Raw genomic sequence first — 14,083 nt, forward strand, 5'->3', positions numbered from 1 at the left:
GCGTCCTCATCCCGTTTCCCCCTCCCAAGTAGTCTGAAACTCCCATCCCGCTTGGGAGTATCGGCCAATGTTCAACCTCCGGCGCTTTATCCATAGTTGTAGGTCCACGGTCCGGCTTCGGTGCTGAAATTGATTGGGAGAAAGTCATGACTACTCACCAAAAAAACTCATCGCTAACGAGCGATCCGACCCCTATACACTCCAACCCTCGACTCAATGATGACAACGTCGGCTACGGCCAGCGCTCTTAGCGCCGTGACGCCCGGCGAGGACGTTTCGCTGGACGAAACGGCCGGGTTGCAGAACGCCACCGCCACGCCAAGCCCTGCGGGAGACGCTGACGACAACGACATTCTGGTGGCGTCCCTGCCCTCGACCTTCGCTACCCGTTTGACCGCACTTGGGGCAGGTACCGCGACGGGTGCGGCCTTGAGTGGCTATACCGGTGCGGTGGGCGACACGGGCAGCAATGCGTTCACCCTCACCGACGCGTCCGGCATTACCGATATCAGCTTCGTCGACAGCGCTGGTGCACCACTCGATGGCGTGGACAGCGGACTGGATACCCTCGATGGCACCAGCATCCTTCTCTATACCGATACGAACAACAACATCCTTGTGGGCCGAGCCGGGGCCGCAGATGGCGCAATCGTGTTCGCTGCCTTTATTGAAGAAACCGGATCACCGGTCACGGGCGGCAAGATCTGGACCGTGGCGTACCAACCGCTCAAGCATCCAGATATGACGAACCCCGATGATTCGCTCAATCTGCTGGATAAGGTGTTCATCGGAGTCGATCAGGACCTGGGATTCAGTCTGGCCGGTGCGCCCTCCGGTCAGAACCTCTTCCTGATGTTCACGAAATTGAACCCGGCAACTGAAACGGTCAATGGTGTCGTGCGGATCACGGATCCCACCATCATCGCCACCGGCAAGGACCCCGCAGACCAGTCAAGCGGCGCCAATATAAACACTGGCGACACGATCAATACCAGCCAGGGCGGTGGCCCGACCACCATCGGCACCAACAACCAGATGATTGTGGAACAGGAAGGCATCCGCTTTTCGTTCGTCACGGGTGCCAGGCAGGATGTGACCGTTCCCAACCTCAGTCAAAACGAAGCGGATGTTGAGTCCAACATCGACTTTACCAGCGTCTACAATGCGACGTCGGCCAGTTTCGACGTCGTGCAGTTGCAAAGCGGCAAGAGTGCTGTCGTAAAAGTCAGCGCATTCAGCACCGCTGCTGAACCTGGCGTGAATTTCATCAACGGCTATACGGGCGATTCGCCGGTTGCCATCACCCATATTAGCGTCATCAACATCAGCACCGGGCTGGTGATCGAGAATTCAGACGGATCGGTGAATGATCCGGCCATTGGCATCAGCTTCGCTAATGGGGTTGCAACCATCACCGGCGTTAAAGCCGGCTACCAGATTGAATACACCACAACGGCGGATCACAACCGCGTACTCGTCGAGAACGGTGCGGCTCTCGACGCCAGGGGCAATGACCACGCCGATTTTGATATCGGCGGTTTCACGCTGCGCCAAGCCTCTACTACGATCGCCGAAATCGGCTCCAAGATGATCTTCGAGGACGACGGGCCGAGCATCAGCACCACCGGTGAGGAGCCGGCGCTGACGGTGGACGAAACGGTGCTGGCGACCAACGATACCAAGAGCTTTGCCGCCAACTTCAGCTCGGCGTTTGGCGCCGATGGCGCTGGCACACTGACCTATGCGCTGGGCGTGGTGGCGGGTGCCTCCGGACTGACCGACACGGCCACCGGCGAGGCGGTGAACCTGTCGCTCAACGGCACCGTGGTCGAAGGCCGCACGGCCACCACCAGCCTGCTGGTGTTCACGGTCAGCGTCGCCGCCAATGGTGACGTCACGCTCGATCAGCTGCGCGCAGTGGTGCATCCCGATGCCACCAACCCTGATGACTCGACGAGCCTGACCTCGGACGATCTGGTGACACTGACGGCGACCACAACCGATGGGGACGGCGACAGCGTTCAGGCAACCCTCAACATCGGTTCGAACCTGGTGTTCAAGGACGACGGGCCAAGCATTAGCACCACCGGCGAGGAGCCGACGCTGACGGTGGATGAAACAGTCCTGACGACCGATGCCACCGAGAACTTTGCCGCCAACTTCAACTCGGCGTTTGGCGCTGATGGCGCGGGCACCCTGACCTATGCGCTAGGCGTGGTCGCGGGAGCTTCCGGCCTGACCGACACGGCCACGGGCGAGGCAGTAAACCTGTCGCTCAACGGCGGCGTGGTCGAAGGCCGCACGGCCACGACCAGCCTGCTGGTGTTTACGGTCAGCGTCGCCGCCAATGGTGACGTCACGCTCGACCAGCTTCGGGCGGTGGTGCATCCCGATGCCACCAACCCTGATGATTCGACGAGCCTGACCTCGGACGATCTGGTGACGCTGACGGCGACCAAGACCGACAAGGACGGCGACAGTGCCCAGGCAACGCTCAACATCGGCTCGAACCTGGTGTTCAAGGACGATGGGCCGAGCATCAGCACCACCGGCGAGGAGCCAACGTTGACGGTGGACGAAACGGTGCTGGCGACCAACGATACCAAGAGCTTTGCCGCCAACTTCAACTCGGCGTTTGGCGCTGATGGCGCGGGCACCCTCACCTATGCGCTAGGCGTGGTGGCCGGTGCCTCCGGGCTGACCGACACGGCCACCGGCGAGGCAGTGAACCTGTCGCTCAACGGCACAGTGGTCGAAGGCCGCACAGCCACGACCAGCCTGCTGGTGTTCACGGTCAGCGTCGCCGCCAATGGTGACGTCACGCTCGACCAGCTTCGGGCGGTGGTGCATCCCGATGCCACCAACCCTGATGATTCGACGAGCCTGACCTCGGACGATCTGGTGACGCTGACGGCGACCAAGACCGACAAGGACGGTGACAGCGCCCAGGCGACCCTCAACATCGGGCAGAACCTGGTGTTCAAGGACGACGGACCGAGCATCAACACCACCGGCGAGGAGCCGACGCTGACGGTGGACGAAACGGTGCTGGCGACCAACGATACCAAGAGCTTTGCCGCCAACTTCAGCTCGGCGTTTGGCGCCGATGGCGCCGGTACCCTGACCTATGCGCTGGGCGTGGTGGCGGGTGCCTCCGGGCTGACCGACACGGCCACCGGTGAGGCGGTGAACCTGTCGCTCAACGGCGGTGTGGTGCAAGGCCGCACGGCCACGACCAACCTGCTGGTGTTCACGGTTAGCGTGGCCGCCAATGGCGACGTCACGCTCGATCAGATCCGCGCGGTGGTGCATCCCGATGCTACCAATCCCGATGATTCGACGAGTCTGTCGGCGGACAATCTGGTGACGCTGACAGCGACCAAAACCGACAAGGACGGCGACAGCGCCCAGGCGACCCTCAACATCGGGCAGAACCTGGTGTTCAAGGATGACGGCCCAGCACTCGCGTTCGGTAACCTGATCGGTACCGGTAGCGTCCTGCCGCAAACTGGGTTCTGGAGCAAGTCGGCCGGCGCTGACGGGTTGGGGCGACCGGTCTGGATATTTCGGTGAATAACCAGTTCACCCTCGTCAGACCAGACAACACGACCACCACCGGAACCGCCACGCTCACCGAGCTGGTGCCCTCACCGGACGCCAATGGCGCGTACCAATTCGCAGGGACGTTGACCGGCGATTTCGACAACAACGCCACCACGGCGGATACCACCGTCGACTACACGCTGACCGCCTTTGCCAATGGCAGCTATGCACTGGATCTGGTGCAAGGCTTCAGTTCGGAGATCGTGCTCAGCAGTGCCGACGGCGCGCTCGCTGCCGGCGGCCCGGACCCAGTGCGTACATTGTTAATTCCGGAGCAGGATCCGCCGACTATTCCTTCGCCATCTGAGGAGGTTGTGTTCTTTTCCGCGAAGGCGCTTGCGTCGACTGCGGACATCCTGACCGGCATCGGGCTCGGAGCACCCGACCCCACCGAAGCCACGCTACAGACCAACCCCCTGCCCTCGTACATCGACCCGGCGGCCATGAACGTCAGCACGGCCGGCATCGGCGTCGCCAATAACCTGTTCCAGGGAGACAACCTGGCGGCAATCGGCGCTGACGACGAAAGTTTCGTCATCAATCCGGAGAGCCTGCTGACGGCCATGAGGGTCTTTATCGACAACTCCGTGGGGGGTTACAACACGGCGACCGAGGACCTGTACTACAGGGCCTACTACGAGGATGGCACATTCTCGAACCTCATCGAGGTGAACACCCTGACTCCGGAGGCCGGCGGACAGGTGTCCTTCCTCATTGAGAGCGATGGCACGAATCTGATCGACGCTGTTCAGCTCACAATGGCCCGAGGCGAGATCAAGATCCCGACGATCCAGTTCATTCAGGAGAGCGAAAGCCTGGCCAGCGATGTCCAGCTGACGTTCAACGCGACGCTGACGGACAAGGATGGGGACTCGGCGACAAGTACGTTTGACGCCAACCTGTTCGCCAACGACTTGGACAACGCCCTCTTCGACTTCACGCTGGTGGGCACGGGCGGTGAACGTGATGCCTTCAACATCGACTTGTCAGTCGATGAGAACCTGTATCAGGTCACCGGCTTCGACGTGAACGCAAACCTGCGAGACGCCCTGGTGCTCAACGGCGACCAGAGCGCCATTGTCCAGATCGACAACACTGGCGCAGACAGCATCGTGACGGTTGCCGAAACGGGCGGACAAGTAACGACCATCACCTTGGTCGGGGTCGATCTTCTGAGTAGCGACATTGTGTTTGGCGGCGTCTGAGGCAGCGCGCGCCTAAAAGAATGCGAGGGTGGTGCAAACCACCCTCGCATTGTTTTTGCAGTTCTAATATGAGATCCGCACGTGAAATTCAATCCAGTTCCACCCAAGTGGACTCGGGCGGTTGTTCGTTGTTGGTGAGCCCGTGCTTCAGCGCGTACATCAGCAAGTCGATGCGGTTGATGAGATTAAGCTTTTGATAGATGTTGCTGAGGTGGTTGTGCACGGTGTGCTCGCTGATGCCCAGGCGCCCGGCGATGCTGATGTATTTGGCGGACGGATCCCCCACGATGGCGCGAATCAGTTCCCTCTCGCGCAGCGTTAGCCGGGCCTGTTTCGCCTGCTCCGAATTGCATTTCAAGGTTATATGCCCGATCGCGGAATAGCCGGAAAGCCCACCAGCCCAGGCTCTATCCAGTCCGACGTCGCGATGGTGGACCTTGATGATGGCCCGGATGATCGACTCCGTCGGGTCTTCCGCCAGCACGATGCCGCGTGCGCCCGCCTCTATCGCCTGGGCAACGGGGACGGCTTCGTACAGGCCCTTGAGCACCAGCACTTTCATTTCGGCGCTGCGGGTGAGTTCCGCGACGACCTCCAGCGGGTTCAGTGCATCCGGAAAGAAACTGAAAAAAATGACATCGGGACGCAACTGATCGGCAAGATCCAGCGCATTGGTATAGGTGGTGGCCTGGCCGCTCACTTCCATCTGAGGCTTTCTGGCATTGATCAAGTCGTGAAGGCCCATGAGAACGAGGGGACGACAATCGATCAGCATCACGCGTATTGGTTTGCGTATTGGTTTTATTTGGGTCGTCATTACCTTCCTGACTCCCTTGAAAAATGAACGATGGCCTCCGCCCGCTGACCCTCCTTGATGAGCAGCTCGCTTACCTGGCCTTCGCGATTGAAGGACAGATGCGAGCGTCGATAGGCCTTGACGGTGCCCGCCCGGGTATTCGGCCCTGGGGACACTTCCACCAGTTGACCGGCAGGGGTTGCGGACGTTCCCAAAAGCCGGGTAAAGCAATCGATACAACATAAATAGGAATAATCATCAACAGCTTGCGCATGATGATGTGCTCCCTAGAGCCGCTGAACTGAGTCTAGGCCAGCCCAGCGCACTGCCAGCCCGCCCATCCGCCAGTCGTCGACTCAAGCCCCATACGGGTAGCCCGGTCGATGTTCCCAAGGGGTGCTATCACCCTAAGAAATCAAGGTCTTAGGCTCGCCGCGGGCGACCAGCGGCCAAGGCCTGACCCGATCAAAATCGTCAATTAACCGACGAATGGTGTGCAAACAAGTACAGCAGTAATGCTGGCGTCAATTTGCCGGCGAAACCTTCTTCGCAGAGCCACCCACGAGCCAGACCTTGGCGAAATCAGCGAATAGCACTGGCCGCCCCGTCCTGCTGGTAGAAATAGCAACTGGCGCCCGCGCCAGCGCATAGGCGTCCGGCAAAGTCATGGATTCGTGTGCTGGGACATGGTGAGTGGGACATGCATCGAAAAACCAACCGGCAGCGTCCAGTCGGGACGGGGATAAAGTCGGTATTGCCTGCAGGATCAGGGGGATGTGAGGTTTTGGCTGGAGCTGCCGGGGCTCAACCAGGCATTAACGCTTTCGACACTCTCGGCAGGCGGCTTTCCCGCCCAGCGATTGAGCGTGAGGACATTGGTGACGAACTCGTATTGCGTCTTGAGCAGATCACGACGAGCCCGGAATTCGTTGCGTACGCTGTTCAGTACATCGACGGCATTGACCATTCCGTAACTGAGCGCTTTCTCTGCCGCCACTCTGGACAGCTGTGCCGAGGCCAGGGCATTGCGGCTCGCACCGATCTTCTCTGCGCTCGAATTGGCGGTCAGGTAAGCGCTGGTGATCTCCTTGACCACCCGGCGCCGGATCGCTTCCAGTTCCTGCTCGGCGGTAATCTGATCCTGGTAGAGCCCACGGACCCGCGCCGAGGTCGAGCCGCCGCTGTACAGCGGCACCTGAACGCCAATACCGGCGACATAACTGTCGGTGCGCGGCTGCAGGGCATTGTTGTAGCCCTCGTTGGTCTGCTGCGCGCTCAGAGTAAGACTCAGGGTCGGATAGTGCCCGCCCTTGCCGCTGCGCAACGCAGCGCCCGCTGCTTCGACACCGCTCTCGTTGGCCTTGAGCGCCGGGTTTAGCGCTATACCCTCGCGGACCCAGGTTTCCAGACTCTGCGCCGAAGCCCGTAGTTGCACATCATCGCGAATCCGGTTGAGCTTCTCCTTGACCGGCCGGCCGACGATCTCCGCCAGTGCCTCGCGACTGATACTGGCCTGGTTGCGGGCATCCAGTTCCTGTGCCGCCAGCAAATCTACCCGGGCCTTGAGGTCGAGCTGATCAGTAATCATTGCCAGCTGCTTTTCGTACAACGCATTGACTCGGTCCAGACTCTTTTGCGTGGTTCGACGCTCCGCCTTCACCAACTCCAGTTCATCCTCGGTCGCCAACGCGGTGAAGTACCGCCGCGCCAACTCCATTGTGGCCTCTGTCTGGGCTTCCAGCGCGTCCGATTCGGACTGCTTGGCCAGGCTTTTGAATTTTTGGTAGTTCTCCCACGCGGCCTTGTTGTAGAGGTACTGACGCAGCACCAGGCTGTAGTTTTCGCTATCGTAACTGCGCTGCACCAGGTCATTCTCCTGATGAATCCGATTCGTCCCTGCATTGAGCGAGACTTGCGGCAACAGTGAACCCATGGCCTCGCGCTGATGTTCCTGGCCCGCCTGCGCTTGCGCATAGGAGGCCAATACCCGCGGATCTTCCAGCCGGGCCTCGCGATACAACTGCATGAGGTCGGTGGAAAACGTCGAGGCACTGACCCCGGTCGGCGTTGCTACAGTGGTTTGCGCCAAGGCGGCACCCGCTGCAAGCAGGAATGCACCGCCCAGCAGAACTGCCGACGCTCGCATGGTTATTCCTCGATCATCGATTGAGAGATGGCATCGCGGGCCGGCTGCATCAAGTACTGCAACAGCGTGCGTTCCCCGGTGATGATCAATACGTCCGCTGGCATCCCCGGCAATAACGTGCGCTCACCCAAGGTACGCACACCGGCTTCGGTTACCCGGACCCGCGCCAGGTAATAGGCCGTCCCGGTCTTTTCGTTGGTCAGCCGGTCAGCCGATACGCTGCTGACCTCGCCTTCGATCACCGGAGTGGTCGAGCTGTTGAACGCGCCGAAACGGATATCGGCGCGTTTGCCGATGGCGATACGATCAATATCGACTGGTGCTACCTGGGCCTCTATGACCAGTTCGGAAACCGAGGGAACAATGTCCAGCAGCGGCGTCGCCGGGCTCACGACTCCACCAATCGTATGCACCGTCATGCCAATCACCATACCCGCGTCGGGTGCACGGATGACGATACGACCGAGTCGGTCTTCCAGGGCTGAAGTTTTCTCTTGCAGGTCGTACATCCTGGTCTGAACCTCGGCCAGCTGTTTGACGACATCGGCATTGAAATCTTTATCGATTTGGAGAATCTGCAGCTGTGTTTCGTTGATCTGCAGACGAGTTGTGTTAATCGTGGATCGGTGATCGGCCACTTCGGACCTGAGCATCCCAAGCTTGCGTTCCTGCTCGAGCAGACGTTGTTTGTCAACGAACCCTTGCGACAGCAGGTCGGTCAATTCATCGATTTCACCGCTGTAGGATTTCTCCAGATGGCGCTTGGCGCCGATTATCGCCTCCAATCCCTTGATCTGTTGATTCAACTGACCAATGCGCTCCTGCAGCACCGCTATCTGGCCCAGACGTGATCCCCGTTGCGCGTTGAATACCTGGGTCTCGCCCTGGCGTGCTTCGGCACCTCGCAGACTGGCGGGATCGGCTATCTCCCCAAAGCTGATCGCCGACTGTGTGTCGCGCTCGGCTCTGAGTCTTGCCTCCATGGCTTGGGTCGCGACCAGTTGGCCTCGGGTCATCTCGTATTCGAAGCGCAACTGGGCATCATCAAGAATGATCAGCGGAGCATCACGCTTGACGATGTCACCGTCATGGACCAACACCTCTTTGACGATGCCACCTTCCAGGTGTTGTACCGTTTTTCGGTAAGTCTGCACGGTGACCACCCCTGGCGCGTAAGCAGCACCCTCGAGCGGTGCGATCGCCGCCCAGGTGCCGAATACACCGAAGATCACCAGTACAATGCCAAAACCCAGGCGACGTATTTTTCGATCGGATACCGCCAGGTCGGCGAAGCTATCAATTTGACGACTGGGCATCATAGGGTTCATCGGCATCGCCCTTTCTGGTATTGACCGAAGCCATGCTGGCGCCTGCTGGCATGGCGTGCTTTTGTGCCTGCTGGTGCTGCGCGTTGAGTTCGGCCAGCACATGCTCGCGTGGCCCATAGAGACTGATAGCGCCACCGTTCATCACCATGAGCCGGTCAAGTTGGGACACGATGTTGGTTCGGTGAGTAATCACAAAAAGGGTTGCACCTGTCAGCTTGAGCTGCCGGATGGCCGCAGCCAGGGCGCGATCACCGACTTCGTCGAGATTGGAATTGGGCTCGTCGAGGATAATCAGCCGCGGGTTGCCATACAGGGCACGGGCCAGGCCTATGCGTTGGCGCTGCCCCCCCGAAAGCATGACGCCATCGCTGCCAATGACGGTGTCATAGCCATCGGGAAACAGCAGAATCATTTCGTGAACGCCAGCAGTCCTGGCCGCCAGAATGACTTTCTCGGAATCGACCTCGGTGAAGCGGGCAATGTTCTCGCTGATGCTGCCTTCGAATAGTTCAATGTCCTGGGGCAAGTAACCTATATACGGCCCAAGTTCATGTTTGTCCCACGCGCTGATGTCCGCGCCATCGAGCCGGACCACGCCATGCTGCGGCGCCCATACCCCCATCAGTGCCCTGGCCAGGGTGGACTTGCCCGCGGCACTTGGACCGATGATTCCGACAACGCAGCCGGCAGGTGCGCTGAAACTTATGTTGTTGATGATCGGGGTTTTCGAGCCAGGTGCCGCGACTATTAAATTCTCCACCTGCACGTGCCCGTGAGGCGCAGGCAATGACATACGCTCGGGCTGAGCCTGTTGTTTGTCGAGAATGTCGTTGAGACGGCGGTACTGCGAGCGGGCCGCAATAAAGCCCCTCCAGCTGCCGATGATCAGATCGATGGGGGCCAATGCGCGCCCTAGCAGAATGGACCCGGCAAACACCAAGCCTGCCCCCACCTGCTGGTCTACGGCCAGGTACGCCCCCAGACCAAGGATCAGTGACTGCACCAGAATCCGGAAGGTCCTGGAAAGCGTGCTGACGATGGCACCTCTATCGCTCGCCTGGGCCTGCAGCAACAGGACGTTTCTTTGACGACGCCCCCAACGGTCCATAAGGGTTTCAAGCATGCCCATGGACTCGATGACTTCAGCGTTGCGCAGATTTTTCGTGGTGTAGAGCGTCGCGCCGATATGCTCCTTGTTGGCCTGGGCCAGTGCGGGTCCCGTCAGCTTCTCATTGATAAATGCGAGCAATAACAACAATAGAGCACTGCCCGTCGCTACCCAGCCAAACCAGGGATGAAACATGAACATCACAGCGATATAGATAGGCAACCAGGGCGCATCGAAAAAGGCGAACAATCCATTACCGGAGAGAAACTGTCTCAAGCCCGTCAAGTCGTTGAGCGACTGGGCCGAGGCATCCATGCCGCCACTGTCCAGAGCCCGTTTGAAACTGGCCTTATAGACCTGGCGACTCAGCAACACATCCAGCCGGGTACTGACCCGAACCATGATGCGCGAACGAACCCACTCCAGGGAGCCGAGCGTGACCACCAGCCCGGTCATGATCAGCGTCAGCATTGCCAGGGTCGTTAGACTTCCGCTGGCCAACACTCGCCCATACACCTGAAGCATATAGAAGGTAGGAACGAGCATTAGCGCGTTGATGAAAAAGCTGAAAAAACCCACAGAAACAAAGCTGTCTCTACAGGCTTTCAACGCATTCTGCAGACTGTTTTCAGGTGTGCTTCGCATTGAACCCCCCTGCTCGAAAAGCCATACCTTGTGGAGCTTAGATCATGCCGAACGACTGTGTGTAGCCATTGGCCGTATCGCCTCAGGCCGATGTTCAGCGCTATGAGCAACATCGCGTGTGGGTGGTGGAAGCTCAGGTGAGGGTGGCCAAGCGCCACTCCTTTGCCAAGCGCACGTAGACATGTACGACGCCAAGGGCAATTTCAGGCAATTGTCGAATGGATTCGTGACCGGTTTGGTGGCGTTTTCGGCGATCATCTTCTTGCTCATGCCCTGAAGCGGGCACCGAATTGAAAAGCGTGCCTGTGAGCCCGCCTTTTTATGAGCGGTTTACCGCCGCTTCATTGCCTGACCATTTTCCCGGCATGCCCTTTGCTTTGTCAGTCATGAGGAAAAATGGACTTGTGAAACCTCAGCGAACGGCCTGCCGATGGTCCGGAAATACGAACTAATCCCGATCATGGCCGGTCAATGACTGCACGATCCAATCAGGCGGTGACGCATTATGGACAACCCCTTTCAGATCATTACCGATGCTTTTGCCCCGCAGTATCAGGTCAACCTGAGCATTCAAGGGCTCGACGGCAGCATCATGCTGACCCTTTCCAACGCCGGCCGTGTGGTGGCCAAACGCATGATCAGCGCCGAACAACGTGATGATCCGCAGCGCCTGAAACGGCTGGTGCAAAGCATTCAGTTCGGCATCGCCATCGAACAGGGCCATAGCGCCCTGGCGATTCTCGAAGCCATGACCGATGGCGATAACCTCAAACTGATGGCGCCACCACGCAAGGGCTGGCCGGCCGGCCACTCCTTGCGTGCGGCAGGGATTTAAAGTTCGCCCTTCTCGACTTCCGGATGCTCACTGGAGCCCGCACCGACCTTGCGTTGCGGGTGTTCGATCTTCACTGAAGGGAACTGCGACGAGGCATAACGCACCACCAGAATCGCGAACGCCAGCAGCAGAATCCCACCGCACAGGTAAATGATCCCCACGTCTGGCGGATTGTGATGCGAGACGTTCGAGATCAGCAATCGCGTGAGTGCGGTGATCGCCACATAGATCAGGAAGCGCACGGGCATATGGTTGGTCTTGAAGTAAATCCCGACCATCGCCCCCAGCTCGAGGTAGATGAACAGCAGCAGAATGTCATCGATCTTGATATGACCCTCTTCGATCATCTGCAGAAATTCCATAATCGCCGCCCAGGCTGTCACCGCACCAATGGCGAACAGCGCCAGGTAATGGAACGTCTCGACGAACAGATTGCCCAGCGACTCGGCCACCTGATGAACGTTCTGGCGAAGGTTCTCGGCCCAATTGATTTTCACGATGGTACTTCCTTAGGTCGGTTCGACCGGATCATGCGGGTTTGACGTTACGGTTTCTCTGCATGCAGAAAAAAGGCCAGGGATTGAGAGGTGAGATGATGGCGGCATGGCATGAGGCACTTTCTGCGATGTCTGTACCGACGCCTTCGCGGGCAAGCGAACGTCGCCCGGCCCTTCCCACAAAAGCATCGTGCACCCTGTGGGAGCGGGCTTGCCCGCGAATCAGGCGACCAGGTCTACCTGACAAACCCAAAAACACAGCTACATTGAAAAGCCACTACCCAAAGCGCAGGGATTCGCTTATGCTTTTAGCTGTATAAAAATACAGTAGTCGCAAAAGACAATTTTTCGTGAAGGCATGTGAGGTGGTGAATGGCCGTCGAAGTGGTATACCGCAGCAGCCGAGATCTGGAGCGTTTGTTCATGGATAAAGCCGAAGCTGACCGTCATGACAAAATGCTTGAACTGGCTGAATTGCTGGCTGAAGTGTTGCAAAAAGCGGTTCCGTCGCTGACCGAGCAGCAGGTGGAAGAAGCCGGGATCTACATGGCGAAAAACCGCGATGTGTTCGCCAAGGCATTCAAGAGCCAACCGGACGCACTGTCCGAGTTGCTCAACGTGCCGGCAGAAGTAGTCGAAGTAGCTGAACCAGTTGAAGCGACTGAAGCAGCGGAGCCCGTCAAGCCCGCGAAAGCCGCCAAGCCCGCCAAGTAAGCAACGCCCGAATTGAATAGGCCCTGAGTCAAATGGCTCAGGGCCTTTTTCATGCCTTCAAGAAAGGTCTAATCCTCAGGTTGCTCCAACGCCTCGACCAACGCCTTGAAAAACCGCGCCGCCTCACCGCCGGTCACCGCCCGGTGATCGAAGGTCAGGGACAGCGGCAGGATCGGGTGCACGACAACCTTGCCGTTCATGGCGACCGGCTCTTCGCGAATGGCTCCGGCAGCAAGAATCGCCACTTGCGGCGGCACCACCACCGGGTTGGCGTAACGCCCGAACAAGGTGCCGAAATTGGACAGCGTCAGGGTCGCGCCCATCATCTCCTTGGGCGGGATCAAACGGGCCTGCACGTCGGCTCGCAATCGACTCACGCCTTCTTTCAGGTCTGCCGATGCACGATTGCCCACATCGCGCAGGACCGGCACGAACAAGCCGTCCGGCGTGTCCACGGCAATCCCCAGGTCGAGTGTCCGGTGTTGTTTGATCGATAACGACTTGCCGTCGAACGCGCTGTTCAGCACCGGCTCCACGGCACAGGCGGCGGCCATGGCTTTGGCCAGGCGAATCAACGGATCCCGGGCCTGGCCCCAGCGATGCAGATCGGCATCACCGAAGATCGTCACCGGCACCACTTCGGCGTGGGACCTGGCCATGTTCAGTGCCATGCTGCGACGCACGCCGCGTAGTTTCTCGCCGCCGAATTTGTCGCGCTCGGTCTGGGACGCGCTTTCAACATCACTGCGAGTAATCGCCCCAGCAGTGCCGGAACCGCTTAAAGCACTCAAGTCGACGCCCAGTTGCCGCGCCAATTGCCGTACCGCCGGGGTGGCGCGAGTCGCCATGTGTTCACGGGTCGAGGGCGCGGCGCCGACGAAAAATTGATCGTCCTGGCTGTTACCGCCGCCTTCGAGACGCCCGACGACGGTGCCCGCATCCGCTTCGCCTTCATAGCCAAGCAAGGGTTCGCCAACATGCAAAATGTCGCCTTCACCGCCGTAGATTTTTGCCACCACGCCGTCATAGGGCGCAGGAATATCCACCAGCGCCTTGGCGGTTTCCACCGAGACCAGCAGTTGATCGGCCTTCACCGTATCGCCGACCTTGACGTGCCACTCGACGATCTCCGCCTCCTGCAAACCTTCGCCAAGATCGGGCAGTTTGAAATATTTCATTGCTCCCTCCTCGGGCTCAGGCGCCTCT

The 14,083-nt window shown here is 59.2% G+C and carries 10 protein-coding genes and 1 pseudogene; 5 read left to right on the forward strand and 6 right to left on the reverse strand.

Features of this window, described 5'->3' with window-relative positions:
- Positions 1 to 219: 219 nt before the first annotated feature.
- Both AC3I0A_RS22545 and AC3I0A_RS22550 read left to right on the forward strand, forming a co-directional pair.
- The gene (locus AC3I0A_RS22545) at positions 220 to 3,573 is read left to right on the forward strand and encodes a DUF5801 repeats-in-toxin domain-containing protein (protein WP_489374796.1); all 3,354 of its coding nucleotides are present in this window, start codon (positions 220 to 222) and stop codon (positions 3,571 to 3,573) included.
- A complete protein-coding gene (locus AC3I0A_RS22550; RefSeq protein ID WP_489374797.1) occupies positions 3,570 to 4,808 on the forward strand; it encodes a hypothetical protein in 1,239 nt (412 codons plus the stop codon). Before AC3I0A_RS22545 ends, AC3I0A_RS22550 begins: the two co-directional genes overlap by 4 nt.
- An 88-nt stretch (positions 4,809 to 4,896) precedes the next feature.
- Here AC3I0A_RS22550 and AC3I0A_RS22555 read toward each other — a convergent pair whose 3' ends face one another.
- The 4 genes from AC3I0A_RS22555 to AC3I0A_RS22570 all read right to left on the reverse strand — a co-directional run bounded on the left by AC3I0A_RS22555 (position 4,897) and on the right by AC3I0A_RS22570 (position 10,831).
- The gene (locus tag AC3I0A_RS22555) at positions 4,897 to 5,625 is read right to left on the reverse strand and encodes a response regulator transcription factor (RefSeq protein ID WP_489374798.1); all 729 of its coding nucleotides are present in this window, start codon (positions 5,623 to 5,625) and stop codon (positions 4,897 to 4,899) included.
- Between the two features lie 745 nt (positions 5,626 to 6,370).
- Positions 6,371 to 7,750, reverse strand: coding sequence for a TolC family outer membrane protein (locus tag AC3I0A_RS22560; protein WP_489374799.1), 1,380 nt, complete (start codon positions 7,748 to 7,750; stop codon positions 6,371 to 6,373).
- A gap of 2 nt (positions 7,751 to 7,752) precedes the next feature.
- Complete coding sequence (locus AC3I0A_RS22565) at positions 7,753 to 9,066, reverse strand: HlyD family type I secretion periplasmic adaptor subunit (protein ID WP_489374800.1); 1,314 nt, start codon at positions 9,064 to 9,066, stop codon at positions 7,753 to 7,755.
- Complete coding sequence (locus AC3I0A_RS22570; protein WP_489374801.1) at positions 9,047 to 10,831, reverse strand: type I secretion system permease/ATPase; 1,785 nt, start codon at positions 10,829 to 10,831, stop codon at positions 9,047 to 9,049. Before AC3I0A_RS22570 ends, AC3I0A_RS22565 begins: the two co-directional genes overlap by 20 nt.
- A 125-nt stretch (positions 10,832 to 10,956) precedes the next feature.
- On the opposite strand from AC3I0A_RS22570, the gene AC3I0A_RS22575 reads away from it, so the two are divergent.
- Together AC3I0A_RS22575 and AC3I0A_RS22580 are read left to right on the forward strand one after the other, a co-directional pair.
- Positions 10,957 to 11,010, forward strand: coding sequence for a hypothetical protein (locus tag AC3I0A_RS22575; RefSeq protein ID WP_489378576.1), 54 nt, complete (start codon positions 10,957 to 10,959; stop codon positions 11,008 to 11,010).
- A 326-nt stretch (positions 11,011 to 11,336) separates the two neighbouring features.
- Positions 11,337 to 11,666, forward strand: coding sequence for a DUF3509 domain-containing protein (locus AC3I0A_RS22580; RefSeq protein ID WP_489374802.1), 330 nt, complete (start codon positions 11,337 to 11,339; stop codon positions 11,664 to 11,666).
- Here the strand turns inward: AC3I0A_RS22580 and AC3I0A_RS22585 are convergent.
- Positions 11,663 to 12,163, reverse strand: coding sequence for a phosphate-starvation-inducible protein PsiE (locus AC3I0A_RS22585; RefSeq protein ID WP_489374803.1), 501 nt, complete (start codon positions 12,161 to 12,163; stop codon positions 11,663 to 11,665). The two genes, AC3I0A_RS22580 and AC3I0A_RS22585, sit on opposite strands and share 4 nt — an antisense overlap.
- Before the next feature lie 372 nt (positions 12,164 to 12,535).
- On the opposite strand from AC3I0A_RS22585, the pseudogene AC3I0A_RS22590 reads away from it, so the two are divergent.
- A pseudogene (locus tag AC3I0A_RS22590) lies at positions 12,536 to 12,775 on the forward strand (YebG family protein); the annotation flags it as partial.
- 170 nt (positions 12,776 to 12,945) lie between these two features.
- Here AC3I0A_RS22590 and AC3I0A_RS22595 read toward each other — a convergent pair.
- Entirely contained in the window at positions 12,946 to 14,055 is a 1,110-nt protein-coding gene (locus AC3I0A_RS22595; protein WP_489374804.1) for a dihydrolipoamide acetyltransferase family protein, read from the reverse strand.
- Positions 14,056 to 14,083: the final 28 nt, after the last annotated feature.

The organism is Pseudomonas sp. KH_024_B2 (genome assembly GCF_057839965.1).

What these genes read in the sequence shown, in the direction of transcription:
- AC3I0A_RS22545 (WP_489374796.1), top strand. Translation starts at nt 220, where the DNA reads ATGACAACGTCGGCTACGGCCAGCGCTCTTAGCGCCGTGACGCCCGGC.
- AC3I0A_RS22555 (WP_489374798.1), bottom strand. Translation starts at nt 5,625, where the DNA reads ATGACGACCCAAATAAAACCAATACGCAAACCAATACGCGTGATGCTG.
- AC3I0A_RS22560 (WP_489374799.1), bottom strand. Translation starts at nt 7,750, where the DNA reads ATGCGAGCGTCGGCAGTTCTGCTGGGCGGTGCATTCCTGCTTGCAGCG.
- AC3I0A_RS22565 (WP_489374800.1), bottom strand. Translation starts at nt 9,066, where the DNA reads ATGCCCAGTCGTCAAATTGATAGCTTCGCCGACCTGGCGGTATCCGAT.
- AC3I0A_RS22570 (WP_489374801.1), bottom strand. Translation starts at nt 10,831, where the DNA reads ATGCGAAGCACACCTGAAAACAGTCTGCAGAATGCGTTGAAAGCCTGT.
- AC3I0A_RS22580 (WP_489374802.1), top strand. Translation starts at nt 11,337, where the DNA reads ATGGACAACCCCTTTCAGATCATTACCGATGCTTTTGCCCCGCAGTAT.
- AC3I0A_RS22595 (WP_489374804.1), bottom strand. Translation starts at nt 14,055, where the DNA reads ATGAAATATTTCAAACTGCCCGATCTTGGCGAAGGTTTGCAGGAGGCG.